The organism is Agrobacterium sp. CCNWLW32 (assembly GCF_037083425.1).
Classification (GTDB): domain Bacteria; phylum Pseudomonadota; class Alphaproteobacteria; order Rhizobiales; family Rhizobiaceae; genus Agrobacterium; species Agrobacterium radiobacter.
The window spans coordinates 74,696-96,925 of sequence record NZ_JBAOJM010000009.1 but is presented as its reverse complement, the minus strand read 5'-3'; the positions used below and the strand labels follow the sequence as shown (position 1 = coordinate 96,925).

General features: G+C 59.8%; 22 protein-coding genes. 3 read left to right on the top strand and 19 right to left on the bottom strand.

Features of this window, described 5'->3' with window-relative positions; genetic code table 11:
- Positions 1–9: 9 nt before the first annotated feature.
- From ehuA to V6R85_RS18480, 11 genes are all read right to left on the bottom strand, one after another.
- On the bottom strand, positions 10–789 hold the full coding sequence (gene ehuA, locus V6R85_RS18530) for an ectoine/hydroxyectoine ABC transporter ATP-binding protein EhuA (protein WP_020009904.1): 780 nt from the start codon (positions 787–789) through the stop codon (positions 10–12).
- The gene (ehuD, locus tag V6R85_RS18525) at positions 786–1,478 is read right to left on the bottom strand and encodes an ectoine/hydroxyectoine ABC transporter permease subunit EhuD (RefSeq protein WP_111784952.1); all 693 of its coding nucleotides are present in this window, start codon (positions 1,476–1,478) and stop codon (positions 786–788) included. The genes ehuA and ehuD overlap by 4 nt, the downstream gene beginning before the upstream one ends.
- Before the next feature lie 12 nt (positions 1,479–1,490).
- The gene (gene ehuC / locus V6R85_RS18520) at positions 1,491–2,156 is read right to left on the bottom strand and encodes an ectoine/hydroxyectoine ABC transporter permease subunit EhuC (protein WP_065695384.1); all 666 of its coding nucleotides are present in this window, start codon (positions 2,154–2,156) and stop codon (positions 1,491–1,493) included.
- A gap of 61 nt (positions 2,157–2,217) precedes the next feature.
- Entirely contained in the window at positions 2,218–3,069 is an 852-nt protein-coding gene (gene ehuB / locus V6R85_RS18515; protein ID WP_113100912.1) for an ectoine/hydroxyectoine ABC transporter substrate-binding protein EhuB, read from the bottom strand.
- A gap of 61 nt (positions 3,070–3,130) precedes the next feature.
- Positions 3,131–4,144: a N(2)-acetyl-L-2,4-diaminobutanoate deacetylase DoeB gene (doeB, locus tag V6R85_RS18510; RefSeq protein ID WP_336377115.1), complete on the bottom strand. Its 1,014-nt coding sequence runs from the start codon at positions 4,142–4,144 to the stop codon at positions 3,131–3,133.
- A 4-nt stretch (positions 4,145–4,148) separates the two neighbouring features.
- Positions 4,149–5,327 (bottom strand): ectoine hydrolase DoeA, encoded by a 1,179-nt coding sequence (gene doeA, locus V6R85_RS18505; RefSeq protein WP_113100911.1) that lies wholly within the window; start codon positions 5,325–5,327, stop codon positions 4,149–4,151.
- Positions 5,324–6,337, bottom strand: coding sequence for an ectoine utilization protein EutC (gene eutC / locus V6R85_RS18500; protein WP_113100910.1), 1,014 nt, complete (start codon positions 6,335–6,337; stop codon positions 5,324–5,326). The genes doeA and eutC overlap by 4 nt, the downstream gene beginning before the upstream one ends.
- On the bottom strand, positions 6,334–7,353 hold the full coding sequence (gene eutB / locus V6R85_RS18495) for a hydroxyectoine utilization dehydratase EutB (protein ID WP_162690409.1): 1,020 nt from the start codon (positions 7,351–7,353) through the stop codon (positions 6,334–6,336). The genes eutC and eutB overlap by 4 nt, the downstream gene beginning before the upstream one ends.
- 68 nt (positions 7,354–7,421) lie before the next feature.
- Positions 7,422–8,870, bottom strand: a complete 1,449-nt coding sequence (ehuR, locus tag V6R85_RS18490) for a MocR-like ectoine utilization transcription factor EhuR (protein ID WP_112589804.1) — start codon at positions 8,868–8,870, stop codon at positions 7,422–7,424.
- Between the two features lie 170 nt (positions 8,871–9,040).
- On the bottom strand, positions 9,041–10,444 hold the full coding sequence (locus tag V6R85_RS18485) for an aspartate aminotransferase family protein (protein ID WP_111791416.1): 1,404 nt from the start codon (positions 10,442–10,444) through the stop codon (positions 9,041–9,043).
- Positions 10,445–10,457: 13 nt separating this feature from the next.
- Positions 10,458–11,936 carry an aldehyde dehydrogenase family protein gene (locus tag V6R85_RS18480; RefSeq protein ID WP_111791415.1) on the bottom strand — a complete coding sequence of 493 codons (1,479 nt, stop codon included), beginning with the start codon at positions 11,934–11,936 and terminating at the stop codon, positions 10,458–10,460.
- Positions 11,937–12,056: 120 nt separating this feature from the next.
- Here V6R85_RS18480 and V6R85_RS18475 point away from each other — a divergent pair, with 120 nt between their 5' ends.
- Positions 12,057–12,524: an Lrp/AsnC family transcriptional regulator gene (locus tag V6R85_RS18475; RefSeq protein WP_020009915.1), complete on the top strand. Its 468-nt coding sequence runs from the start codon at positions 12,057–12,059 to the stop codon at positions 12,522–12,524.
- Positions 12,525–12,540: 16 nt separating this feature from the next.
- Here V6R85_RS18475 and V6R85_RS18470 read toward each other — a convergent pair whose 3' ends face one another.
- The 3 genes from V6R85_RS18470 to V6R85_RS18460 form a co-directional block, all read right to left on the bottom strand.
- Positions 12,541–12,954 (bottom strand): curlin, encoded by a 414-nt coding sequence (locus V6R85_RS18470; RefSeq protein WP_026363551.1) that lies wholly within the window; start codon positions 12,952–12,954, stop codon positions 12,541–12,543.
- A gap of 168 nt (positions 12,955–13,122) precedes the next feature.
- Entirely contained in the window at positions 13,123–13,521 is a 399-nt protein-coding gene (gene csgH / locus V6R85_RS18465; RefSeq protein WP_111784958.1) for a curli-like amyloid fiber formation chaperone CsgH, read from the bottom strand.
- Positions 13,522–13,581: 60 nt separating this feature from the next.
- Positions 13,582–14,019, bottom strand: a complete 438-nt coding sequence (locus V6R85_RS18460) for a curlin (protein WP_111784959.1) — start codon at positions 14,017–14,019, stop codon at positions 13,582–13,584.
- Positions 14,020–14,439: 420 nt separating this feature from the next.
- Here V6R85_RS18460 and V6R85_RS18455 point away from each other — a divergent pair, with 420 nt between their 5' ends.
- Together V6R85_RS18455 and V6R85_RS18450 are read left to right on the top strand one after the other, a co-directional pair.
- Complete coding sequence (locus V6R85_RS18455) at positions 14,440–16,374, top strand: ABC transporter ATP-binding protein/permease (RefSeq protein WP_129565028.1); 1,935 nt, start codon at positions 14,440–14,442, stop codon at positions 16,372–16,374.
- Positions 16,375–16,533: 159 nt separating this feature from the next.
- On the top strand, positions 16,534–17,346 hold the full coding sequence (locus V6R85_RS18450; protein ID WP_111784962.1) for a nickel-binding protein: 813 nt from the start codon (positions 16,534–16,536) through the stop codon (positions 17,344–17,346).
- A gap of 82 nt (positions 17,347–17,428) precedes the next feature.
- Here the strand turns inward: V6R85_RS18450 and V6R85_RS18445 are convergent, their stop codons facing one another.
- From V6R85_RS18445 to V6R85_RS18425, 5 genes are all read right to left on the bottom strand, one after another.
- On the bottom strand, positions 17,429–17,917 hold the full coding sequence (locus tag V6R85_RS18445) for a cupin (RefSeq protein ID WP_111820872.1): 489 nt from the start codon (positions 17,915–17,917) through the stop codon (positions 17,429–17,431).
- A gap of 135 nt (positions 17,918–18,052) precedes the next feature.
- Positions 18,053–20,056: a hypothetical protein gene (locus V6R85_RS18440; protein ID WP_111820797.1), complete on the bottom strand. Its 2,004-nt coding sequence runs from the start codon at positions 20,054–20,056 to the stop codon at positions 18,053–18,055.
- Between the two features lie 148 nt (positions 20,057–20,204).
- Positions 20,205–21,098, bottom strand: coding sequence for a DMT family transporter (locus tag V6R85_RS18435; RefSeq protein ID WP_060727185.1), 894 nt, complete (start codon positions 21,096–21,098; stop codon positions 20,205–20,207).
- Between the two features lie 250 nt (positions 21,099–21,348).
- Positions 21,349–21,753 carry a hypothetical protein gene (locus V6R85_RS18430; protein ID WP_020009925.1) on the bottom strand — a complete coding sequence of 135 codons (405 nt, stop codon included), beginning with the start codon at positions 21,751–21,753 and terminating at the stop codon, positions 21,349–21,351.
- Between the two features lie 46 nt (positions 21,754–21,799).
- Entirely contained in the window at positions 21,800–22,018 is a 219-nt protein-coding gene (locus V6R85_RS18425) for a hypothetical protein (protein WP_003505772.1), read from the bottom strand.
- Positions 22,019–22,230: the final 212 nt, after the last annotated feature.

The following is a 22,230-nucleotide window of genomic DNA, read 5'->3' as shown; positions in this document are numbered from 1 at the left end:
AACCAAAATTCACCGCAAGACGGAAGCGAGAAATTCGCGTGTACGGTCTTCTTTCGGCTGGCCAAAAATCTCGTCCGGTTTTCCCTGTTCGCAGATACGGCCTTTGTCAAAGAAACAGACGCGGTCCGATACTTCCCGGGCAAAGCGCATTTCATGGGTGACGAGAAGCATCGTCAGATCATGCTCATGGGCCAGATCGCGGATGACGGACAGGACTTCCCCCACCAGTTGCGGGTCCAGCGCCGAGGTCGGCTCATCGAAAAGCAGGACACGCGGACGCATGGCGAGCGAGCGGGCAATGGCGACACGCTGCTGTTGCCCACCGGAAAGCTGCACCGGATAATGGTCCTTCTTGTCCGCCAGCCCGACCATCTTCAGCAAGTCGATTGCGCGCGCTTCCGCCTCCGCGCGGCCGATGCCCAAAACCCGAACCGGCGCCTCCACGATGTTGCGGAGCACCGTCATATGCGGAAAGAGATTGAAGCTCTGGAAAACCATGCCGACATGGTTGCGGATCTGCCGCAGATGCTTTTCCGAGGCCTTGAAAGGGCCTTTGCCTCCCTGCTCATGGTAGGACATGTCGGCAAGGGTCAGCTTTCCCTCCTGGAACGGTTCCAGCGTCATGAGAATACGAAGAACCGTCGACTTGCCGGAGCCGGACGGACCGATGAGGGTGACTTTTTCGCCTTTTGCCACGTTGAAATTGAACTGGTCGAGTACTGTCAGAATGCCGAAGCGCTTCGTGACATCGGAAAATTCGATCAGTGGCTGATTGGTGTTGTTTGTCATCGCAAGGGTATTCCTGCTTTTGGAAGCGCCCTTTGCAGGCGGCTGAGGCCTGCCGAGCAGATTATTGTCAGAAGGAGGAAGATCAGGCCGACAAGCGTCAGCGGCACCAGATATTCGAAGGTGCGTTCGCCGATCATATTGGCAAGCCCCATCATCTCGAGAACGGTGACGACGGAAAGCACCGGCGTTTCCTTGATCATGGCGACAAGATAGTTGCCCATCGCCGGAACGATGCGCGGGATCGCCTGGGGAATGATGATGTCGCGATAGGTCTGCACAGGCGTCAGGTTCAGCGCCGTTGCCGCTTCCCACTGGCCGTGGTGCACCGCCTCTATGCCGCCGCGATAGACCTCGGAAGTATAGGCGGCATATTGCAGGCCAAGTGCTAACGCGCCGGTCAGAAAAGCGGGCAGAACGATGCCGAAATCCGGAAGCACGTAATAAAGGAAGAAGAGCTGCACCAGAAGCGGCGTATCGCGAAGGAACTCGACAATCAGCGCGGTGGGCCAGGAGATCATCTTGACGCGGCTGCGGCGCAGCAGCGCAAAGACAAGCCCCAGAACCAGCGCGATCGCAAAGCCTGCGGCGGCGGCCTTCAGCGTTACCGTCAGGCCAATCAGGATGATGGGCAGGATCGAGGTCGTGTAGGTGAGCCAGGTGGTCGTATCCCATTCGTAACCATACATCATGACAGGATATCCTTATGAATGGCGGGTGCGCGGGAAGACGTTGCCGCGCCGCACGAAGTGCTCGATGACCCGGATGACGACCATGAGGATCAGGGACATCGCGAAATAGCAAAGCAGCGTAATCGAATAGATGCTGGCGCTATCCAGCGTCAGGTTGCGGATCGACTGCGCCGCGAAGGTGAGGTCGGCAATGGAGATCAGTGACACGAGCGAGGAAAGCTTCAGCGTCTCGATCGCCAGATTGCCGAATGCCGGCATCATCTCAACAACGGCCTGCGGCAGCGAGATGCGAAAGAGCGTCTGCAGGCGTGTAAAATTCAGCGCTCTTGCTGCCTCCAGTTGCTGCACTGAGACTGAAGACAGCGCGCCGCGAACGATTTCCGCGCCATAACCGCCGGCGTGGGCGGCAAGCACCAGCACGCCCGTGGTGATCGGATCAAAACTCAGCCCAACCAGCGGCAGGGCGTAATAGAACCAGAAAAGCTGCACCAGCAGCGAGGTGCCGCGAAACACTTCCGTGTAACAGAGCGCGATGGCCGACAGGATCGGTCCTCCCTCGACGCGCAGAATGCCAAAAAAGAAGGCGAGAGCCGTTCCGACGACAAGGGCTGCCAGCGTGATCGTCATGGTGACGACGGCGCCTTGCCACAACATCGGCAGGTAAGCGGTCATGTCCATCTGGAGTTTTCCCGAGTTCTTGATGAACGGCGCCCGGATATGCCCCGGGCGCCGGCTGGCATTATTTGCCGACGCAGAGATCGGCGACCTTCTTTTCGGCCGCTGCAGCGATACTCTGTTCGGAGAGGCCGTATTTGGCGAGGATTTTCTTGTAGTCCTCCGTCTTGCGGAATTCGACAAGCGCCGCGTTGAAGGCGTCACGCAACTCCTTGTCTTCCGGCCGGAAGGCAAAGCCGCCGTAATTGCGCACCGGAGCATCCTTCACAACGGGATCGACGAAGGGCTTGACCTGCTCGACATTGGCCTGACCCTTGGCGAGTTCCGAAACCGTGAGCTCCGTGGCGGCATAGGCGTCGGCGCGGCTCTGTACGGTGGGAATGGCGTCGGCATTGGCAGGGATGAACACGATCTGCTCTTCCTTGACGCCGACTGCGCGCAGGAAATCGACGTTGTTTGCGCCGGAAACAACGGCGATCTTCAATGAGGGGTCCTTGGCGATATCGGCGTAGGTGGTAAGCTTTTTCGGATTTCCTTTCTTCACCAGCAGGCCTTCGCCATAGGACGAGTTCGGTTCGGTGAAGGCAACCTGCTTGCAGCGCTCGGGCGAGATGTTCTGTTCGGCGGCGGCAAAATCGAAGCGACGCGCCTTCAGGCCGGGGATCAGCGTGCCGAATGGCGTCACCGTCCAGTTGACCTCTTCGATGCCCATCGATTTCAGGACAGCATTCGCCACATCCGGGCCGATGCCGGCGGAGGTGCCGTCGGGCTGCATGTAGGAATAGGGCACTTCATTGGCCGTTGCGGCGCGGATATAGCCCTGGCTCTTGACGTCTTCGACGGTCAAGGCGCTGGCCGACGTTACGCCAATGGTGAGAGCGAGGGCGGAAAGCCCGGCAATTCTGGTCATACGCATGTTCTTACTCCTCTGGTTGGGTTGCGTGGTCCGTTTTCGGATCTCACGATGGTTCTTCTGGTTAGGTATTCTCCGTGACCTTGGCGATGACGGAAAGGCAGTCTCCGGCCTTGATGAGGCCGGGAACGTGACGGGCGGCAAGCACGCCATTGATGGAAGCGCGGTAATCAACCGGCGCAAGACCGGTTTTTCCAACGGGATAAACCAGGGCGACCGTTTCACCTGCCATGACCGCGTCTCCCAGATCGCGGACAAAGGCGACGAGCCCGTCGTCTTCGGCAAAGGTGAAACAATCGCTGGAGGGCATGTCCAGCCAGCGGCTTGGCGTTGCCACCGGTGCGCCGGCGAGGATGCCGGCATGGCAGAGCAGATTGACAATGCCTTTGCGGGCGATGTCGATCGATTTCGCGCTCGCCGTCCCCGCGCCGCCGAGCTCGGTGGTGACAAAGACCTTGCCCAGTTCCTCAACTGTCGTGTCGAGCATGCCGACGGCGTCAATCTCCAGCATCTTCATCGAATAGGGCGCGGCAAAAGCCGCCACCGCTTCAAAACACCGGGCCTCCTGCGTCTTGTCGGATAATTCGTGAGCTGCGGCATAGGGCAGGAAATCAAGCGTCCTGCCGCCGGAATGAAAATCGAGAACGATATCCGCAAGCGGTATCAGATGGCGGGTGACATAATCGGCAATCTTCTCCGTCACCGTGCCGTCAGGGCGGCCGGGAAAGCTGCGGTTCAGGTTTCCCCGGTCGATCGGCGAGGTGCGCGTTCCCGCGCGAAAGGCGGGATAGTTGAGTGCCGGCACGATGATGATGCGGCCGCTTACCTCTTCCGGATCGAGTTTATGGGCGAGTTCGAACAGGGCGGCCGGCCCCTCATATTCGTCGCCATGATTGGCTCCGGTCAAAAGCGCCGTCGGCCCCTCGCCATTGGCGATGACGCAGATCGGGATCATCACCGAACCCCAGGCGCTGTCATCGCGGCTATATGGCAGTCGCAGATGACCGTGCTGCACGCCCTGCGCGTCAAAATCGACGGTGGGCGTGATCGGCGAGGGGCGAAGCGCGGTCTTCAACATCGTCTCAGCCTTTCACGAAGAGTTGCCGCGGCACATTGGAAAGGCATTCGACACCGGTTTCGGTGATCGCGATGCTTTCGGTGATTTCGAGTCCCATGTCTTCCAGCCAGAGGCCGGTCATGAAATGGAACGTCATGCCGGGCTTCAGCTCGGTCCGGTCGCCCGGACGCAGGCTCATGGTGCGCTCGCCCCAGTCCGGCGGATAGGAAAGGCCGATCGGATAACCGGTGCGGTTGTCCTTGATGATCCCGTATTTTTTCAGCACGGCGAAAAACGCATTGGCGATGTCTTCGCAGGTGTTGCCCGGCTTCGCTGCGGAAAGACCGGCCTCCATGCCCTCAAGCGTTGCCTTCTCCGCATCGAGAAACGCCTGCGTCGGCTTGCCGAGAAAGACGGTGCGCGATAGCGGGCAGTGGTAACGCCGGTAAGCGCCGGCGATTTCGAAGAAGGTGCCTTCTCCCAAGCGCATCGGCTTGTCGTCCCATGTCAGATGCGGTGCGGATGCGTCTGCGCCCGAGGGAAGGAGGGGAACGATGGCGGGATAGTCTCCACCGAACTCGGCGGTGCCACGAATGCCGGCATCGTATATTTCGGCCACGAGGTCGCATTTGCGCATGCCCGGTTCAACCACGTCGACGATACGTTTGTGCATCAGTTCGACGATCTTGCCTGCCTTGCGCATATAATCGAGTTCGGTCGGGCTTTTGACCGCGCGCTGCCAGTTTACGAGACCGGCGGCATCCCTGAAACGGGCGTTCGGCAGATGTTTCTGCAGCGATGCAAAGGCGGCGGCTGAGAAATAATAATTGTCCATCTCGACGCCGACCGTCAGGCCGGACCATCCCCTCTCCTGGATGATCTCGGACAGCAGGTCCATCGGGTGCCGTTCTGTGGATTGAACGTAGTGGTCCGGGTAACCGATGATGTTGTCATGGGCGAGATACGCCGTGCGCCTGGCGCCATTGGCGTCCTGCTTGCGTCCGTACCAGATCGGCTCGCCATCCGGCGGCACCAGCACGCATTGATGCACGTAGAAGGACCATCCGTCATAACCGGTCAGCCAATGCATGTTGGACGGGTCGGTCACAATGAGAAGATCGATCCCGGCCTTGTTCATGGCATTGCGGGTTTTAGACAGGCGCGCGGCATATTCCTCGCGCGTAAAGTTCAGCGTTACGCTCACGCTGCGTCTCCCATTTTTATGGCGTTTTCGATGATTTGGCCGCTCTTGGCCTCCTTTGCGCGTGCAAAGGCGAGATTGGCGATGGCCGTGTCCTGCACCCCGGTGCCCGTGAGATCGGCAAAGGTGATGTCTTTGGTCGAAACACGACCCGGCAGCCTGCCGGCAATGACGTCCCCAAGTTCGGCGAAGTGCTGATCCGACGCGGCGCGCCCGGCGGCGATGGCGTGGTGCAACTCACCGAGAATACGGGTTTGCGAGAGCCGGTCCGCGACGTATCGCGCCCTGCCGAATACGGTCGGATCGATCTCGTTCTTGTGTTCGGCGTCCGACCCCATGGCGGTCAGATGCTGGCCTTCTTCCAGCCAGTCGGCAAGAAGGATCGGCTTTTCGGCCGGTGTGGTGGTCACGATGATATCGGCGCCGCGAATGGCCGTCTGCGGATCGGCCACGGCGGTCACCTCAATGCCGTATTCCCGGACCAAATCGCCCGAAAGTCTCCCAGCCTTGTCATGGTCGCGCGCCCAGATTCGCGCCGACCGGATCGGGCGCACCAGCATCAGGGCTTCGAGTTGCAGACGGGCCTGCATGCCGGCTCCGAAGAGGGCGGCGACGGAAGCATCTTTGCGGGCGAGATGTCGTGCCGCGACTGCGCCTGCTGCTGCGGTGCGCACATCGGTGAGATAGCCATTGTCGAGGAGAAGGGCCTGCACCAGCCCGGTTTTCGCGCTGAAGAGGATCATCAGGCCATTCAGGCTTGGCAGACCAAGCTTGGGATTATCGAAGAAACCGGGGCTGACCTTGATGGCGAAACCGTCAAAGCCCGGCACATAAGCCGTCTTGACATCCACCTCCCCGCGAAACTCAGGAATATCGAGGCGCAGGATCGGCGGCATGGCGACAGTCCCCGTGGCGAGAGCCGCAAAGGCTCGCTCCACGCAATCGACTGCGGAAAGGTCCAGCTTGACGATGGCGCGCAGGTCTTTTTCCGTCAGGATGGTAACGTGGCTCATGCGGCTCCCCCGTCGATGATCCTCTTGTGAACCGCCGGATCGATGTTCCCGCCCGAAACGATGATGGCGGTCGGGCCGGTGATGTCGATCTTGCCGGAGAGGATCGCCGCGAAACCAACGGCCGCCGCGCCCTCCACCGTCAAACCTTCTTCCTGTGCGGCGTGGCAAATGCCGGCCGCGATTTCGTCCTCCGAGACCAGCACGATGTCATCGAGCAGTTCGCGGCACAGCGCGAAGGTCACGCGGTTCGCCAGACCAATCCCGCCGCCAAGCGAATCCGCCAGGGTTTCTTCTTCCTTGACAGAGATCGGCCGGCCGGCCGTGACCGAGGCGTGCATGGCTGCGCCCCGCTCCATGGAGATGCCGATGACCCGGGCCTGTGGTTTCAGCGCCTTGACAGCAACGGCAATGCCGCCTGCAAGGCCTCCGCCTGAAAGAGGGATGAGTACAGCGGACAGATCGGGCATATCCTCGATAATCTCGATGCCGATCGTCCCTTGGCCTGCCACGACGTCTGGATCATCAAAAGGCGGGATCGCAGTCAGGCCGTTGCTTGCGGTCAGGCGCTCCACTTCCTCCTGCGCGTCATCCTGGGACATGCCGATGATCCGGATATCTGCGCCGAGCGCACGGATGGCTTCGACCTTGTTCGCCGGCACGAGTGCCGACATGCAGATCGTGGCGGGAATTTCGAGCTTGCGCGCCGCATAAGCAACCGCGCGGCCATGATTGCCGGTGGAGGCGGTGACGAGGCCGCGTCTGCGCGCACTGTCATCAAGCGAAAGGACGGCGTTCATTGCGCCGCGCAGTTTGAAGGCGCCGATGGGCTGCAGCGTCTCCAGCTTGAGATGAACGGGGTGACCGCAGCGTTCCGACAGATTGTCCGAGTAAACCAGCGGGGTGCGTTCCACCTGTCCTGCAAGCCGCGCTGCAGCCTGCCTGATCGCGGCCAGCGAGACCGGAAGCGGATTTTTTCCAGCGGATATGGACAGGTTTTCGCTCTTCATGATTGTCATGTTGAGAGCGAACTAAAATCATGTCAATTATTATATTGTAATGATTCAATGATTTTCAACCGGCCGCCTCAGCCGATTGAACCGATATCGTAGACGGGCGGCAATTGCTCGAAGGCCTGGCGCACGGTCGTCAACGCCTTGATAAGGGCGGGATGATTGAGGCGGCCACCGAGGCAAATGCGGATGCCGCCGCCATGGCCCGGGCCGGCAACAAACGGTTCCGAAGGGGTGACTGCGACGTTCTGGTTTGTCAGCGAGCGCACCAGTCCATCCTCTGTCCAGCGTGTGGGAACCTTGAGCCAGGCGCAAAAGGAGAGGGGATGGGTCGAGGCTATGTGGTCGCCCAATATCTCCGTCGCAATCTTTTGCCGTGCGCGTGCTTCGGTGCGCTGCACGTCCAGCAGACGCCGCGCGGTGCCGTTTTCCACCCAGCGGGTGGCGATCTCGGCCGTCAGATAGGTTCCGCTCCAGCTCGACACACGCAGGATCGAGGCGGCGCGGATGGAGTAGGCAGGAGGCACGACGAGATAACCGACGCGCAGCCCGGTCAGCACCGTCTTGGTAAAGCTGGTGACGAAAAAGCCCAGATCAGGCAGCATTTCCGCGATGGATGGCAGATCATCCTCTATCATCGGTCGGTAGACCTCGTCTTCGATGACAAAGACCCCATGCCGCTCCGCAACTGCGGCTATGGCCCGTCTGCGCTCTGCGCCTGAGACATGTCCGGTCGGATTATTGAGCGTTGGAATGAGCACGATAGCCCTGACGCCGCCTGCTTCGCAGGCAGCCTCCAATGCGTCCGGCAGAATGCCCTCCTCGTCGGTGGGCAGGCCCTTGAGGCTGAAGCCCAGAATGTTCGAAAGGCCGATAATGCCGTGATCGGTGAGGTTTTCGCAGAGAACCACGTCGTTCGAGCGGACAATGCAGCTCAAGGCAAGGAAAATGCCGTGTGCTGCGCCGTTGGTGACAAGGATGCGTTCGGCCCTCGCAGTCACGCCCATCATTTCAAGCCATGTCCGCGCGGTTTCACGATGGCTGTCGAGACCCGCGACCGGCCGGCATGGGCGCATGAAGCCTGAATTGTCACCGTCGGCCAACTCACGAAGGATGGCGCGCGAGGCGGCCTCGTGTTCCTCCAGATAGACGCCGCGGATGATGGAGAGATCAAGCACCTCGGTCGGGCTGTGATCAAGCATCATGCGGCCGGCACGATCCGTGACGCGCGCCTTGACGAAAGTGCCGCGGCCGATTTCGCCGCTGAGATAACCGAGCCGCTCAGCCTCCTTGTAGGACAGGCTGACGGTCTGTACCGAAAGGCCAAGCTCGCGCGCCAGATCCCGGTGGGTCGGCATGCGATCCATCGGCTTCAGGACGCCGGCGTCGATATCGGCAATGATGCGTTCCGTCAGCGCGGAATGTTTCGTTTCACCCTTCTGCTTGGCCAGCATCGGCCGCCACGCCACCGGCCTGGTTGATGGCGCCGGATCTGGGCTGAGCGGATTGGCTTGACGACGCATGAAATTGTCTCGTTTTTAGAGGGGTAATTTCATGACATTATGCACGCTTCTGCAAAAAGATGAAGCCTTATGCAGAGGAGATGACAATTGCACCGCAAATAGGCGCAACTGTCATCTCTTTGCCGTGCAGATAAGCAGCGTTAGCGCCCGTTGAACGCGACGTCTGAGGGTCAGATTTTCTCGCCGGCCTGAACCAGATCATCCATGACGCTGCGGACGGCTGCTTCGGCTATGGCAATGATCTCGTCCACCTCTTCCCGGGTCGTGACCAGCGGCGGCGCAAAACCCAGAATGTCGCCATGTGGCATGGCCCGTGCGATGAGACCGCCGTTGCGCGCTGCCTTGGAAACGCGAGCGCCAACCGTGAGATGAGGGGCAAAACGGGTCTTCTTTTCCCGATCAGCGACGAATTCGATTGCGCCCATCAGGCCGACGCCACGCACCTCTCCGACGATTGGAAGCTGCGCGAATTTCGCCTTCAGCTGTTCCTGAAAATAGCTGCCGACGGCCCGCGCATTGCCCGGCAGGTTTTCTTTTTCCACGATGTCGAGCACGGCATTCGCCGCAGCCGCACCGATCGGGTGGCCGGAATAGGTGTAGCCGTGCGAAAAAGCGCCGACGCGATCCGCCCCTTCCTCCATCACCTTGTAGACCTTCTCGTCGACAATCGCGCCCGAGAGAGGGAAGTAGGCCGAGGTCAACCCTTTGGCGACCGTGATCAGGTCTGGCTCGATCCCGTAATGTTGTGAACCGAACATGGAGCCGGTCCGGCCGAAGCCGGTGATGACCTCATCGGCAATCAGCAGGACATCGTATTTTTTGAGGACGGCCTGTATCGCCGGCCAGTAACCTTCTGGTGGCGGCGTGATGCCGCCGGTGCCAAGGACCGGTTCGGCAATGAAGGCGCCGATCGTGTCCGGGTCTTCGCGTAGAATGAGCTCTTCCAGCTCTTCGGCGCGCCGCCTGGAAAATTCGAGTTCCGTTTCGCCGGCTTCCGCGCCCCAATAGTGATGCGGAACGCCGGTATGGAGGATGCCTGCGCGCGGAAGGTCCATGTGGTCATGATAAAAACTCATGCCGGTCATGGAGCCCGAGACCACGCTGCAGCCGTGATATCCCCGTTCGCGGGAGATGATTTTCTTCTTTTGCGGCTTGCCGCGCAGGTTGTTGTAATACCAGACGAGTTTGGCCTGGGTCTCGTTGGCATCGGAACCGGACATGCCATAAAACACCTTGCTCATCTTGCCGGGCGCCATCTTCACCAACCGGTCGGAAAGAATGGCCAGTTCGTCCGTCGTATGGGCGGCGTAGGAATGGTAATAGGCAAGCCGGTAGGCCTGACGGGAAATGGCCTCGGCCACCTCGGTGCGGCCATAACCGACATTGACGCAATAAAGCCCCGCAAAGCCATCGATAAGCTGCCTGCCATGGGCGTCCTGAATGCGGATGCCCTTGCCGGTTTCAACGATGGTCGGTTCGCCGAGTTTGCCGCTGGCGAAATCCTTCAACTGCGTAAAGGGATGCAGAACCGCATTTCGATCCATTTCCGAGATAGTCTTGATGTCGATGGTCATAGGCGAGTTCCTTTCATGCAGCCAGATTGCCGAAGCAGACATATTTGGGTTCGAGATATTCCATGAGGCCGTGGCGCGCGCCCTCGCGGCCGAGGCCTGATTGTTTCCAGCCCCCGAATGGAATGGGCGCACCGGTGAATTTCGGTGTGTTGACTGCCACCATGCCGTATTCGAGCTGGTCGGTCAGGCGCATCGCCCGGCCGAGATCGTTGGTGTAGACGTAGGCCGCAAGCCCCATCTCCGTCGCATTGGCGCGCCGGATCACCTCCTGCTCGTCATCGAAGGGCAATATGGCGGCGACCGGACCGAAAGTTTCTTCGCGGGCGATCAGCATGTCGTCAGTCACGTCGGCGAGCACGGTGGGCGTGACGAAATTGCCGCCGAGCGGACTGTCCTGTCCGCCGCAGACGAGGCGCGCGCCGGCAGACTGAGCCTGCGCGATCTGCTTTCGGCACTTTTCGGCGACGGACGGCCGCGTCATCGGGCCGATGTCGATACCCGGTTCAAGCCCATGGCCAACCGTCAGTTTGGCGGTTGCGCTGGCAAAGCGATCAATGAAACGGTCATAAACCCCGCGTTGAACATAGATGCGGTTTGCCGCGAGGCAGTCCTGTCCCGATGTGGCGAATTTGGCGGCAAGGCAGCCCTGCACGGCTTGAGCGAGATCCGCATCGCCGAAGACGATGAAGGGCGCATGACCGCCGAGTTCCAGCGAGGCTTTCTTGATGGTCGCCGCCGATTGCGTGAGGAGCAGGCGTCCAACCTCGGTGGAGCCGGTGAAGGAAAAAGCCCGCACCTGCGTGTGTTCCAGCAGCCGACGAGCAAGCGGCGCGGCTTCACCGGGCAGAACCTGCAACACGCCTGCCGGCATGCCCGCTTCCTGCGCCAGCCTTGCCAGGGCCAGCGCCGAAAGCGGTGTTTCGGGTGCCGGTTTGACGATCATCGTGCAGCCGGCAGCAAGCGCCGCGCCCGCTTTGCGGGTGATCATGGCTGAGGGGAAATTCCACGGTGTGATGGCCACCGTGACGCCGATCGGCTGCATCCGCACGGAAAGATTGCCGCCTTTAAGGTGGCTCGGAATTGTTTCGCCATAGGATCTCTCGCCCTCGCTCGCAAACCAGTCGAGAAAACCGGTGGCGTAGGAAATTTCGCCGAGCGATTCCGAAAGCGGCTTTCCCTGTTCTGCGCTGATGATGGTGGCGAGGTCACGGAGATTGTCGCGCATCAGGCGGCCCCATGCGCGCAGAATATCGCCGCGTTCGACGGGCAGCATGTCCCGCCACGCCAGAAAGGCGCTGCCGGCTGCTTCCACTGCGGTATCGACATCTTCAATTGTGCAGGAGGACACATCAAGCAGATGATCGCCACTTGCCGGATCGACAACGCCCAGCGTCTCCTGGCGCGCCACCCATTGTCCGCCCAGAAAGGCACGATGCTCGATCAGCTCCGGTCGTTGAAGATTTTTCAGCGCTGCGCTGGCGATAGCTTTCATGAGCAGATTCCCTTTTTATTTGTCAGAAGCTTAACTGCGCTGCATGATTGACCGGCAGCGTTTAAGCGCGCTTTGACGCAGGAATAATGCTTAGTTTCATATAAAATGCAGGGATTCCGCATGAATCAGATTGACCGAGCCGACCGAGCGCTGCTTGACGCCGTGCAGAAAAACAATCGCCTGACATCGGAAGAGCTGGCCAAAATCGTCAACCTGTCACCAACCGCGTGCCAGCGTCGGTTAAAGCGCCTTCGTGATGAGGGGGTGATCGAAGCCGACGTGGCAATTATTTCGCCCAAGGCCGTCGGGCGTGGCATCACCATGATCGTTCTCGTCTCGCTGGAGCGAGAAAGGGCCGATATTGTCGATCGCTTCAAGGCCGCCATTCGCGCCACCCGGGAGGTCATGATCGGTTATTATGTGACTGGTGATGCCGACTTCATCCTGGTGATCACGGCCAAGGATATGGAAGATTATGAAGCCTTCACCCGCCGGTTCTTTTACGAGAACCATGACATCAAGGGGTTCAAGACGATGGTCGTCATGGACCGCGTGAAGGCGGGATTCGCCTTTCCGATCGACCCATGATCGGACTCCGCTTTCCTTACCAGCCATAACTGAAGGTCAGCCCGCTGCCGTTATTCCCATCCTGCACCACATTGGTTTCCGTGTTGCGGCCGTACTGGAAGATGCCATAGGCATTGTTGTTGCCATTCTGCTGCAGCGTCGCGGAATGGCCGACGCCGCGTTGCCGGATAAAGCCGAGATTGCCGCCGCCGTTCTGGGCGATGCCGGCGGCGTTGCCACGGCCAAGCTGGCGGATATCGGCATCTTTCAGGCCACGGTAGAGCGAATAGGCGCGAAGACCTGTCGAAAGAAGGTCACCATCGGCGGCATTGCCGGGTGCGAGGTCGAAGGAGATGCGGCCGCCGGCATGGGCGGGTGCGGCAAATCCAATGGGTGTCAGGCCACCAACAAGCAGGGTAACGGTAAGAAGTTTCAATATGTTGCGGGTCATTCTGATCTCCATCTGTCAGCGCCTTGCCGATGATCGATAATCGCATCCCGCAACTGAACCCGACCGGAATTGCCCATTCACATGTCGTTCAGTCGTTCGGCGCGATCAAAAGAAAAGGGCGCCCGAACTGGCGCCCTCTATGTGAATAATTCACAAACATGCCGCGGCTTAGTCGCCGCCAACCTGCTTCGTGCAGCTGAAACTCCTGCCATCGATCATCATATCGAGCACGGCCTTGTAACGGGCTCCCTTGGCGTCCAGCGTCACCGCGCTCAGCAGTTGCGAACGTCCGGCGGCGGCATCAAAGTCGCCGCCCTGATTGATGACTGAACGTCCGCCGCTTCCCGACTTTTCGACGTGAAAGGCATAGGTCCCGCCGGCAGACGTTTCGCCCCTGGCAAAGGCCTCCAGCCTCACCATGCCCGCCTGCGGCGTCGCCTTGATCTCGCAGACCTTTCCCTCTGCCGGTTCCCTTGCTGTCGATATGGCCGCAACGGCGCCGGCGGGAAGCAGCGCCAGTGCAAGGATCGCCGCTAGGCGGTGCGGACGTCTGACGCTATGGGGCATGGCTAGTCTCCCTGATGACCTGATGTTTCGATCCCGACCGGTTTCACGTCGCCCCGCCGCTTAAGGGCAGGCCTGCACGAAGGCCGCAACATTGTCGTTGCCGCCCTGGCTCACATTGGCGCTGCAGCCGCGGCCCACCTGCACACCGGCCGCGATATTGCCGTTGCCATCCTGCGTCAGGATGGTGGTGTGGTTGGAACCGAACTGGCCGATGCCGGCCACATTGCGGCTGCCGTTCTGATAAGTGGAGCCGTAATTGTCATGCCCTTCCTGGCCGACAGCAGAAAGGTTATGCCGGCCATACTGGTGACCGGCAATCCGGTTGTAGCCGCCGTTCTGGTAGGTGCGGATCCGGTTGCCATACCCTTCCTGTGCACCACCGGCAGAGTTGGACCAGCCATATTGTTCGATGCGCACATCATTGGCCATGGCGGGCGCCGCGGCAGCGATGCCGACGAGAGTGACGAGTGCACTTGCAATGAAAGACTTCCGGATCATGACTGTGTCTCCTCAGGCGGATAAGACCGCGGTTGAACGTCTTTGTTTTAGACGGTCCCGCCGGAACGGAAGCTGAAGGCACTATTCAGTCGGGGTTCATTGGCAGGGCACCGCTCATCGCCTTCGGCGCCACGGAAATCCGTCTCGCCGTTCTTCCAGTATCCTGAGACGGTGATACGGCTGCGATCGATCAGGCGTCCCGGTGCTGCGGTCAATATCACGACGCAGTCACCGGGCACGATCCCGATGAAAGCCCGCCAGGTCTCACGGAGCGGGTAATTGCCGGCGCTCTGCCCGGACCGGGATTTGGTTATCTGCTGAAGTGGGGAAAAACCAGAGGTCGCGAGCACGGCCGCCTTGGGCCAAAGGCAAATCATTCTGGACCGGCAACCTTTCAAACCGCCATCCGTTTAAGCATCCATGACCGATGCTGACGCAAAACCGAAACCAGTCGATGGCACCGGCCAGAATGGTGCAGAGAATGTTCATGCTAACGATGATCCCCTCCCGCCGGAGGAAATGGAACCTGCTTCGGATTTGACACCGGAAGAGGCCGCAGAGGCCCGCAAGAAATATCTTCTGAAACGCTTCTGGATCAGCGCGCGAGGGTTCTGGAGCCGCCGTGGCGATGCGTTGGCATGGCCGTTCTCGATCGGGCTCCTGGCGATGATCGGCATAAATGTCGGTTTCCAATATGGCATCAACGTCTGGAATCGCGGGATTTTTGACGCGATTGAAAAACGGGATGCATCCACGGTTTATTTTCTCGCTTCGATATTCCCGCCGCTGGTTCTCGGAAGCGTTATGATCGTGACGTCACAGGTCTACGTCAGAATGCGCATCCAGCGGCGCTGGCGCTCCTGGTTGACCAAGGTGCTGGTCTCCCGATGGATTGCACATGGCCGCTATTACCAGCTCAACCTGATCGATGGTGACCATCAGAATCCGGAGGCGAGGCTGTCGGAGGATATGCGTATCGCCACCGAAGCACCCGTGGATTTCGTGGCGGGCGTCATTGCCGCCTTCGTGTCGGCGTCTACCTTTATCGTCGTCCTGTGGACGATCGGCGGCGCCCTGACGCTGCCGATCGGCGGGGCATCGATGACGATACCCGGCTTTCTCGTGATTGCGGCGGTGATCTATGCGCTCATCACATCGAGTTCCATCGCGTTGATCGGCCGGAACTTCGTCAGGGTCTCCGAGGTCAAGAACCAGCTGGAGGCGGAATTCCGCTACACGCTGACCCGCGTCCGGGAAAACGGGGAAAGCATCGCCCTGCTTGGCGGCGAAGAGGAGGAGCGAAGCGACCTCGACAACAGATTCCGCAATGTCCGGCAGCAGTGGAAGCAGATGGCGCAGCAATATATGCGCACCACTGTCGTGTCGCATGGATCGATGTTGATTGCGCCGGTTGTTCCGCTTCTTCTCTGCGCGCCCAAGTTTCTCGACGGCAGCATGTCCCTCGGTCAGGTCATGCAGGCGGCATCCGCTTTCACCATCGTTCAATCCGCCTTCGGCTGGCTGGTCGACAACTATCCCCGGCTGGCGGATTGGAACGCCTGCGCACGCCGCGTTGCCTCCCTGATGATGTCGCTTGACGGGCTAGAGCGGGCCGAACAGAGCGAAAAGCTTGGCCGGATCGTCCGTGGTGAAACGGAAGGCGAGACCATGCTCAGCCTCAAGGATGTTTCGGTGTCGCTCGGCGACGGTACGGCCGTCGTCAAGGAGACCGATGTCGAAATCGGGCGCGGAGAAAGAGTGCTCGTCGCAGGTGAATCCGGATCCGGCAAAAGCACGCTTGTTCGGGCAATTGCGGGCCTGTGGCCATGGGGCGGGGGCAGCGTCAGTTTTCGCGCCGGCAGCCGGCTTTTCATGTTGCCGCAGCGGCCATATATTCCCTCCGGCACCCTTCGCCGGGCGGTCTGCTATCCGCAGGCGGCCGAGAGCTGGACTTTCGAAGAAATAGGGGAGGCTCTCGACAAGGTCGGTCTTGGCCATCTCAAGGACAAGGTGGAAGAGGAAGCGCCGTGGGACCAGACGCTGTCAGGCGGTGAAAAACAGCGGCTGACCTTTGCCCGCCTGTTGCTGAATAATCCTGACATCATCGTCATGGACGAAGCGACCGCAGCTCTCGACGAAAAAAGCCAGGACAGGATGATGCAGACGGTGATTGACGAATTGCCAGACGCCACGATCATCAGCGTGGCGCATCGTGCCGAGCTCGAGGCTTTCCATAGCCGAAAGATAACGCTGGAACGTCGGGAAGGCGGCGCAAAGCTGGTCAGCGACATCCTCCTCATTCCCCGCAAGGCCCGATCCGGCTCCCTGCTTCGGCGTATGGTCAAGCGCCGGTAAGAGGCCGTCAGTGGCCCCGAAATTCTAGCGAGAATGGATATCGCCCTTTCCGGTGTTCCCGTCTTGTCCGGTGTCACCCGTAAGAACGATAGACGACCATGCGGTGACGTCATAAAATGGCTGGCAGAGGAGGCAACGAAATACTCTTGGGAGGAAACAATGCCTATCTTCATGGACCGGCACGAGCTTGCCGGCGTTTCCGCCGCGGATATTGCTGCGGCACACCTTAAAGATCTCAACATCCAGGATCAGTATGGCGTCAGGTTCTTGACCTACTGGTTTGATGAAAGACGCGGCACGGCCTTTTGCCTTATGGATGCCCCGGACGCCGCAACCGCGCAGTGCGTGCATCGCGAAGCGCACGGGTTTGTCGCCAGTGAAGTGGTGGAAGTCGCGCTGTCGGCGGTGGAAGCGTTTCTCGGGCGCATACAGGATCCGGTGGCTGTTGGGGCTGTCTCGAAAGATATGGACGCCGGCCACCGCGCGATCCTTTTCACTGATATTGTCGGTTCAACCGAGATGACGGCCCGCCTCGGTGATCGCATGGCGGCGGAACTCATCCGTGCGCATGATGCCCTCGTTCGTGGTTGTCTGGGGCGACGATCGGGACGGGAGGTCAAGCATACCGGTGATGGCATAATGGCCGTATTCTCCTCCGCGCCGTTTGCCGTGGACTGCGCCATTGATATCCAGCGCGAGTTCCATCGTTACAACAGCGACAAAGGGGAGCCCATTCACATCCGCATCGGGCTGGATTGTGGGGAGCCGGTGGAAGACAGCAATGACTTCTTCGGCACGACGGTGCAATTGGCAGCAAGGCTTTGCGCTGCTGCTGAGAGCGATCAGATCCTGATATCGGACAAGACCTTCCAGGAATATGGCGGCGCTGATGTGCTCGTGCATGGCGATCGTTACAGGCTGAAGGGCTTTGCCGAGCCGGTCCTCGCTTATAGTTGCGAGTGGCTGCATTAGCTACGGCACGCAGCCCTTGCGCAAAATCCTGGGCTGAAAGCGCATGCCTGCGGGGTGTAAGGGTAGATCGGCGGGCTGGCCTTCAGCGCCATATTTCCATCAGGCCGCCTGCGGTGCCATGCACTGGGTCTGTCTCAGGTTTCGGCAGGGACCTTATCCGCTCAAGCATTTCCGCGCTTGGTGCAGAGGTCTGAATATCGGCCTTTTGCCCGGGCGGATAAGCACCTACCACTTGAAAATCCGCAGAAGATCTCAGCTTCATATGGCCGGTTCCGGCGGGCAGTATCAGGCAGTCACCCCGGGTCACGTCAAGAATTTTCCCCTCCGGCCCGCCAATCTGCAATGTCGCCTCACCACGCCCCACGCCCAGAACCTCGTGTGCGCCGCTGTGGTAGTGGTGGTAGTCGAACACGCCATTGCGCCAGATGCCGCTCCATCCGTTGCGGGAAAATATCGCTTCGAAATCCGCGGAATGAAAGTCTGTGCCGACATTTCGATAAACGACGACGGCAAAGGTCTGATTGTTGGGAACCTGCCCGCCGGGGCCGAAAGTGAGTTGCTCGGTTTTCATGTTGATGCTCCTCATGGCCCTGGCCACGGGAGGGTGGGCTTATCAGAGGTTCAGGTCATAATCTCATGAGAATATCAGTTCCGGCGGTCTCAAACTCGGAAAACCAAGCTTAAGACTGCCGGAGAAGTGGCCGGTTTATTCGGCCGTCGCCTGAATATCGACCTTGTCGAGCAGACCCATCGGATTGTCGGAAGCGGAAACCAGGTCAAAAATACCGAGGCCATTTGCGCCCGTGGATTTGACCGTTACCGTCAAGGTTCCAGGTTTGCTGATGAACTGGACGAGCGCTTCCACCGCGTTTTGCAGCTTCGGCTGTTCAGCTGCCACCTGCGGCAGCATCATGCCCGCCACCAGTGTCAGAGTCGCGCGCACCTGATCTTCCGTCATATCGTTCTGCAGGGCATAAAGCTTGATCGCCTTGGCCATCAAACCTTCGTCCTTGATCGTGAGCTTCACCTCGCGGCCGGCGAGCCCGAAGAGCGCCGCCTGCGCGCGATTGACGTCAAAAGAGAAGAACTCTTCGGTAAAGCCGCTTACCAGACCGGCAAAATTGACGCTGCCGAAATCCTTGCTGCTGAGCGAGATGTCACGGATCACCAGATTGCTGTTCGGTTCGTCCCAGCCTGCGGCGAGGCCGTAAGAGAAGGCCAGTGTCTCGAGACCCAGTTTGCGGGCTTCGACGAAAACTTCCTCCTCCGAGTCGGCGGGGATCGGAAGCGTGAGCTCGTCCTGCTTGATCTCGATATCGGTGGGGATGCCGTTGAAGGGCTTGGTCAGCCCCATCTCGAAATTCTTGAGTGAGAACTTGATACGCTCAGGCGTTCCCGTCGTTTCTTCCTCCGGCTTTTCCGGCGCGGCTATGTCGACGTTGATGCCGCCGACGCGCACCCGGCCAAGTTCCGGTATGAGGCGGTTAAACTGAAAGGTCTCGATCTGCGTCTCGTCGAGCGCGATGATCTCGGAAATTCCCTTGATCGTCGAACTCCAGTCAAAGCCATTGAGGCTTGCTTCCGCGACTTCGATCTTGCCGTCGCCGTCTCCGATCGACATGCCATTCAAGCCGAAGTCGAGCTTGCGGCTGTCCATCTGCATGTCGATGCGGTCGATGGCAACCTTGACCCTTTTGCCCGCAGCCCCTTCTTTTTCATCCGGCGCATCGACCTTCATGCCGATTAGCTGCATGTTGCTTTTGCCGATCATGTCGAGAATGGAAATGGCCTTTGCGAAAAGCGCCTGGCGCGCCTGCGGAGAAAGCTCGTCGGGATTTTGGGTCGCCGTTAGCGCTTTCAGGGTATCCAGCAGCGGCTCTGATGGCATACGGGCGGTAAAGCCGTCGCTGCGGATTTCATCGTAGCTGAAATGACCATCTCCGTCAGAGAATGAAACCGTCTTGACGGAGAGCGGCCCGTAGAGAGGTTTTGCCTCCTTGTCTTCGGGGCCTGCCTTTTCCGTATAGAGCCGGGCGAGATAAGCGATATCGATGACCTGGCCGGCGATTGCGCCGGTCGAGACGACCATATGCTTGTCCTTCATCGCGCCATCGCTGTCGGGAAGCTGCATCTTGATGTCGTAGCCGCCACTGTCGATCGAATAGCTGGCGATGCGACCGCCGGCAATCTCGGAGAGAGCCAGGTTCTTGTAAACGGTCTTCTGCTCGGTGGTCGCGACGGACTGGGTAAACGTCACCTCGGGCGTGGAAATGCGCGCGGCTGCGAAGCGCTCGATGCGCCGGGGCAGGGAGTTACCGTTTTCTTCCGGCTGTCCCGGCTTTTCGAAAGCGGCATTCTCGACGCGGGCCTGCGCCATCGAAATCTTTCCGGTGGGCACATCGATATCGATGGTCGTCATGTCAAGCGCGCCGTCCAGAAACGGAAGTTTCGGACGTCCGTCGATAGCCGCGATCTTGATATTCTTGCCGTCTTCAAGCGGCAGCGTCAGATCGCGAACATGAATTTTCCCGAGAAAATCGACCTCGATGGAAGTGGCGGTCGCGCCGCTGCGGGCAACGAGTTCCTTGACCTTTGCTTCGTAGAAGGTCTTGCCGCCGATGACGCCTGCGGCAGCAACGGCAATAATTGCAACCGCCGCCCAAAGCGCCCGGCGCCGACCCTTGCCGGTCTGGATGTTTTCCTGTTCCACGAAGTTGGTCCTCTCTAACGAACTGATATTAGCCGCCTTTTAAGCACGCAAAAGTTGCTTAGCAAGGGGGCAGCGCTGTCTGAATCCTGGTGTGAAAAGTCTCGACGCGGATGAGGCGTTTCCGCCCCCCTTCTCCATCGGGTTGAAGTTATCTCCAGAACATGAGCGCCATACCCGCCACGACAAGTGCGGCGCCGGCCCATGCGCCGGGTGCCGGCACTTCCCGTGTTCTCAGCCACAGCAATGGCAGGATAATCACCGGCGTCGTTGCCGACAGTGTCGAGACAATGCCGACCTTGCCGCCGGAAAGGGCAAAGAGAAGCAGCGTCATGCCGAAAGCCAGGGCGATGATGCCCGTGAACGCCGTCTGGAGAAACAGGCTTCTGGTCATCGGGCCTCTGGGCCTGACAGCCTCGATCGGCAGCATGGTTAGCGCCGTCAGGCAAAGGGCGGCCACCCCGACACGCAGCATCGAAGCGGCAAGAGGATCGATCCCGGTCGCCATCACGGGCCTTGCGATGAGCGAGCCGACCGCCTGGCTGAGCGCGGCCAGAAGGCCGAAGAGCACGCCGAGCCAGAGCGACCCCTTCACGCTCTCCCACTCATGCAGCTGCGCCTTGCGCTTGCCGAAGAGGATTGCCAGCAGCACGCCGCTGAGTGTCAGGCCTATGCCGGTAATGGCGCTCGCGGGAAGCTGCTCGCCAAGCACCGCCCATGCCAGCAGTGCGGCGATCGGGGCATTCAGCGCAAACAGGATTCCCGAACGGCGCGGCCCCAGCCGGTTGAGGCAGGTGAAGAGAAGCGTGTCGCCAACAAAAATGCCGATGAAGCCGGAAAGAAGAAGTGACGACAGCGCCTCTGGCTGAAGCTCCCGCCAGGAGCCTGACGCGAACACATAGACCCCGAGCAGAGCGGCGACAAAAAGCTGCCGCGTCCTGTTGAAGGCGAGCGCTCCGAGCCGCCCCGCCGGGCCCGCGGCAAGAAGCCCGGTTATCGCCCAGCACGTCGCGGCGCCCACTGCAGCCAGTTCATAGATCGGCATGTTTTCCCCGTCGATTCGCAGTCTGCTTCCGGCTGCGGACACTATCCCTGTCTGCACCCATCGCAGATTCCGGGGTTGCCCGCTATACCACAAGCATCGCCATCAACGGCATGAATCCGCATATGCCTGCGCCGCGCCAGCCGGCACGGTCGCTCCGCCACAGATGCTCCGCACCCGTACAGCCGCCTGCTTCTCGATGCCAGCGTGCGCCGGCATCGAGACTGCGAAGGGGCAGTTTGTTCACCGTGCGTCACGCACCATTGATGATATTGCAGATGCCCTCGCGAATAACGTTCTTGTCCGCGATCTGTCCTGCCTGAATGTTGAAGACAGCATCAATCCGTACCGCAGCGCCTTTCTGCCGGGCCACGACCCGCAGTGTCTGAATTCTGCCGCTGCCGCTGGTCTCCTGGTGCGCATCGATGGAAGACAGCGCCTTGTTGATCTGGATGCCTGAAAAACCTTCCGCCGCCACGGCCTGCGCGAGCTTTTGAAGCACGGCGGGCGCTTTCGCCTTGGGCAGTTCCTGCCAGGACTTGTAAGAGACAGCCGTCACCATCGGTACACCTGAGACAGTGAAGTTCTTCTCGCAGGATGCGGCGAGGACGGGGCTTGAGAAGGCGATCAGGCCAAGCGCTGCTATGACATATTTCATTTTGGATAATCCAATCGTTGGTGAAGGCTGAAAGCTGCCGGTCGCATCAGAATGTCGACCGTTTTCCTCTGTAGGTAGACGGAGGCGGAAGAGCCTCATGGGCTTGCGCCAGCGTCTCAAGCCATGTCGCCAGGCCAGCGGGAACCTCCTCGTTGCCCGCTTCCAGCGCCTCAATCCATGAAAGTTCGCATTGCAGCGCGGACGCAATATTGATCGGCGTCCAGCGGATCACCCGCAGGCATTGATTAAAGCGTTCCGGTGACATGATGATTTGATTTTTCCCCGTCTTTTCCCGGCGAAGCTCACTCAGGCAGCTGCGAGAGTCAATCTTTTTTTGCAACTTTTGATGGCTTGTTTCCAGCCCAGCAGTCGCATCTGCCGCCCGTTGCCGAACGCCATGCGCATGAAGGGGAATGGCTCGGTTACCCGAACGAAACGGCCGGGCGACGCATCGGTATTTCATCCCAGGGCAATTCC

Excerpts from the sequence above, each read along its gene's own strand:
- ehuA (WP_020009904.1), bottom strand. The coding sequence starts at position 789 with ATGACAAACAACACCAATCAGCCACTGATCGAATTTTCCGATGTCACG.
- ehuD (WP_111784952.1), bottom strand. The coding sequence starts at position 1,478 with ATGATGTATGGTTACGAATGGGATACGACCACCTGGCTCACCTACACG.
- ehuC (WP_065695384.1), bottom strand. The coding sequence starts at position 2,156 with ATGGACATGACCGCTTACCTGCCGATGTTGTGGCAAGGCGCCGTCGTC.
- ehuB (WP_113100912.1), bottom strand. The coding sequence starts at position 3,069 with ATGCGTATGACCAGAATTGCCGGGCTTTCCGCCCTCGCTCTCACCATT.
- doeB (WP_336377115.1), bottom strand. The coding sequence starts at position 4,144 with ATGTTGAAGACCGCGCTTCGCCCCTCGCCGATCACGCCCACCGTCGAT.
- eutC (WP_113100910.1), bottom strand. The coding sequence starts at position 6,337 with ATGAGCCACGTTACCATCCTGACGGAAAAAGACCTGCGCGCCATCGTC.
- eutB (WP_162690409.1), bottom strand. The coding sequence starts at position 7,353 with ATGACAATCATGAAGAGCGAAAACCTGTCCATATCCGCTGGAAAAAAT.
- ehuR (WP_112589804.1), bottom strand. The coding sequence starts at position 8,870 with ATGCGTCGTCAAGCCAATCCGCTCAGCCCAGATCCGGCGCCATCAACC.
- V6R85_RS18485 (WP_111791416.1), bottom strand. The coding sequence starts at position 10,444 with ATGACCATCGACATCAAGACTATCTCGGAAATGGATCGAAATGCGGTT.
- V6R85_RS18480 (WP_111791415.1), bottom strand. The coding sequence starts at position 11,936 with ATGAAAGCTATCGCCAGCGCAGCGCTGAAAAATCTTCAACGACCGGAG.
- V6R85_RS18475 (WP_020009915.1), top strand. The coding sequence starts at position 12,057 with ATGAATCAGATTGACCGAGCCGACCGAGCGCTGCTTGACGCCGTGCAG.
- V6R85_RS18470 (WP_026363551.1), bottom strand. The coding sequence starts at position 12,954 with ATGACCCGCAACATATTGAAACTTCTTACCGTTACCCTGCTTGTTGGT.
- csgH (WP_111784958.1), bottom strand. The coding sequence starts at position 13,521 with ATGCCCCATAGCGTCAGACGTCCGCACCGCCTAGCGGCGATCCTTGCA.
- V6R85_RS18460 (WP_111784959.1), bottom strand. The coding sequence starts at position 14,019 with ATGATCCGGAAGTCTTTCATTGCAAGTGCACTCGTCACTCTCGTCGGC.
- V6R85_RS18455 (WP_129565028.1), top strand. The coding sequence starts at position 14,440 with ATGACCGATGCTGACGCAAAACCGAAACCAGTCGATGGCACCGGCCAG.
- V6R85_RS18450 (WP_111784962.1), top strand. The coding sequence starts at position 16,534 with ATGCCTATCTTCATGGACCGGCACGAGCTTGCCGGCGTTTCCGCCGCG.
- V6R85_RS18445 (WP_111820872.1), bottom strand. The coding sequence starts at position 17,917 with ATGAAAACCGAGCAACTCACTTTCGGCCCCGGCGGGCAGGTTCCCAAC.
- V6R85_RS18435 (WP_060727185.1), bottom strand. The coding sequence starts at position 21,098 with ATGCCGATCTATGAACTGGCTGCAGTGGGCGCCGCGACGTGCTGGGCG.
- V6R85_RS18430 (WP_020009925.1), bottom strand. The coding sequence starts at position 21,753 with ATGAAATATGTCATAGCAGCGCTTGGCCTGATCGCCTTCTCAAGCCCC.
- V6R85_RS18425 (WP_003505772.1), bottom strand. The coding sequence starts at position 22,018 with ATGTCACCGGAACGCTTTAATCAATGCCTGCGGGTGATCCGCTGGACG.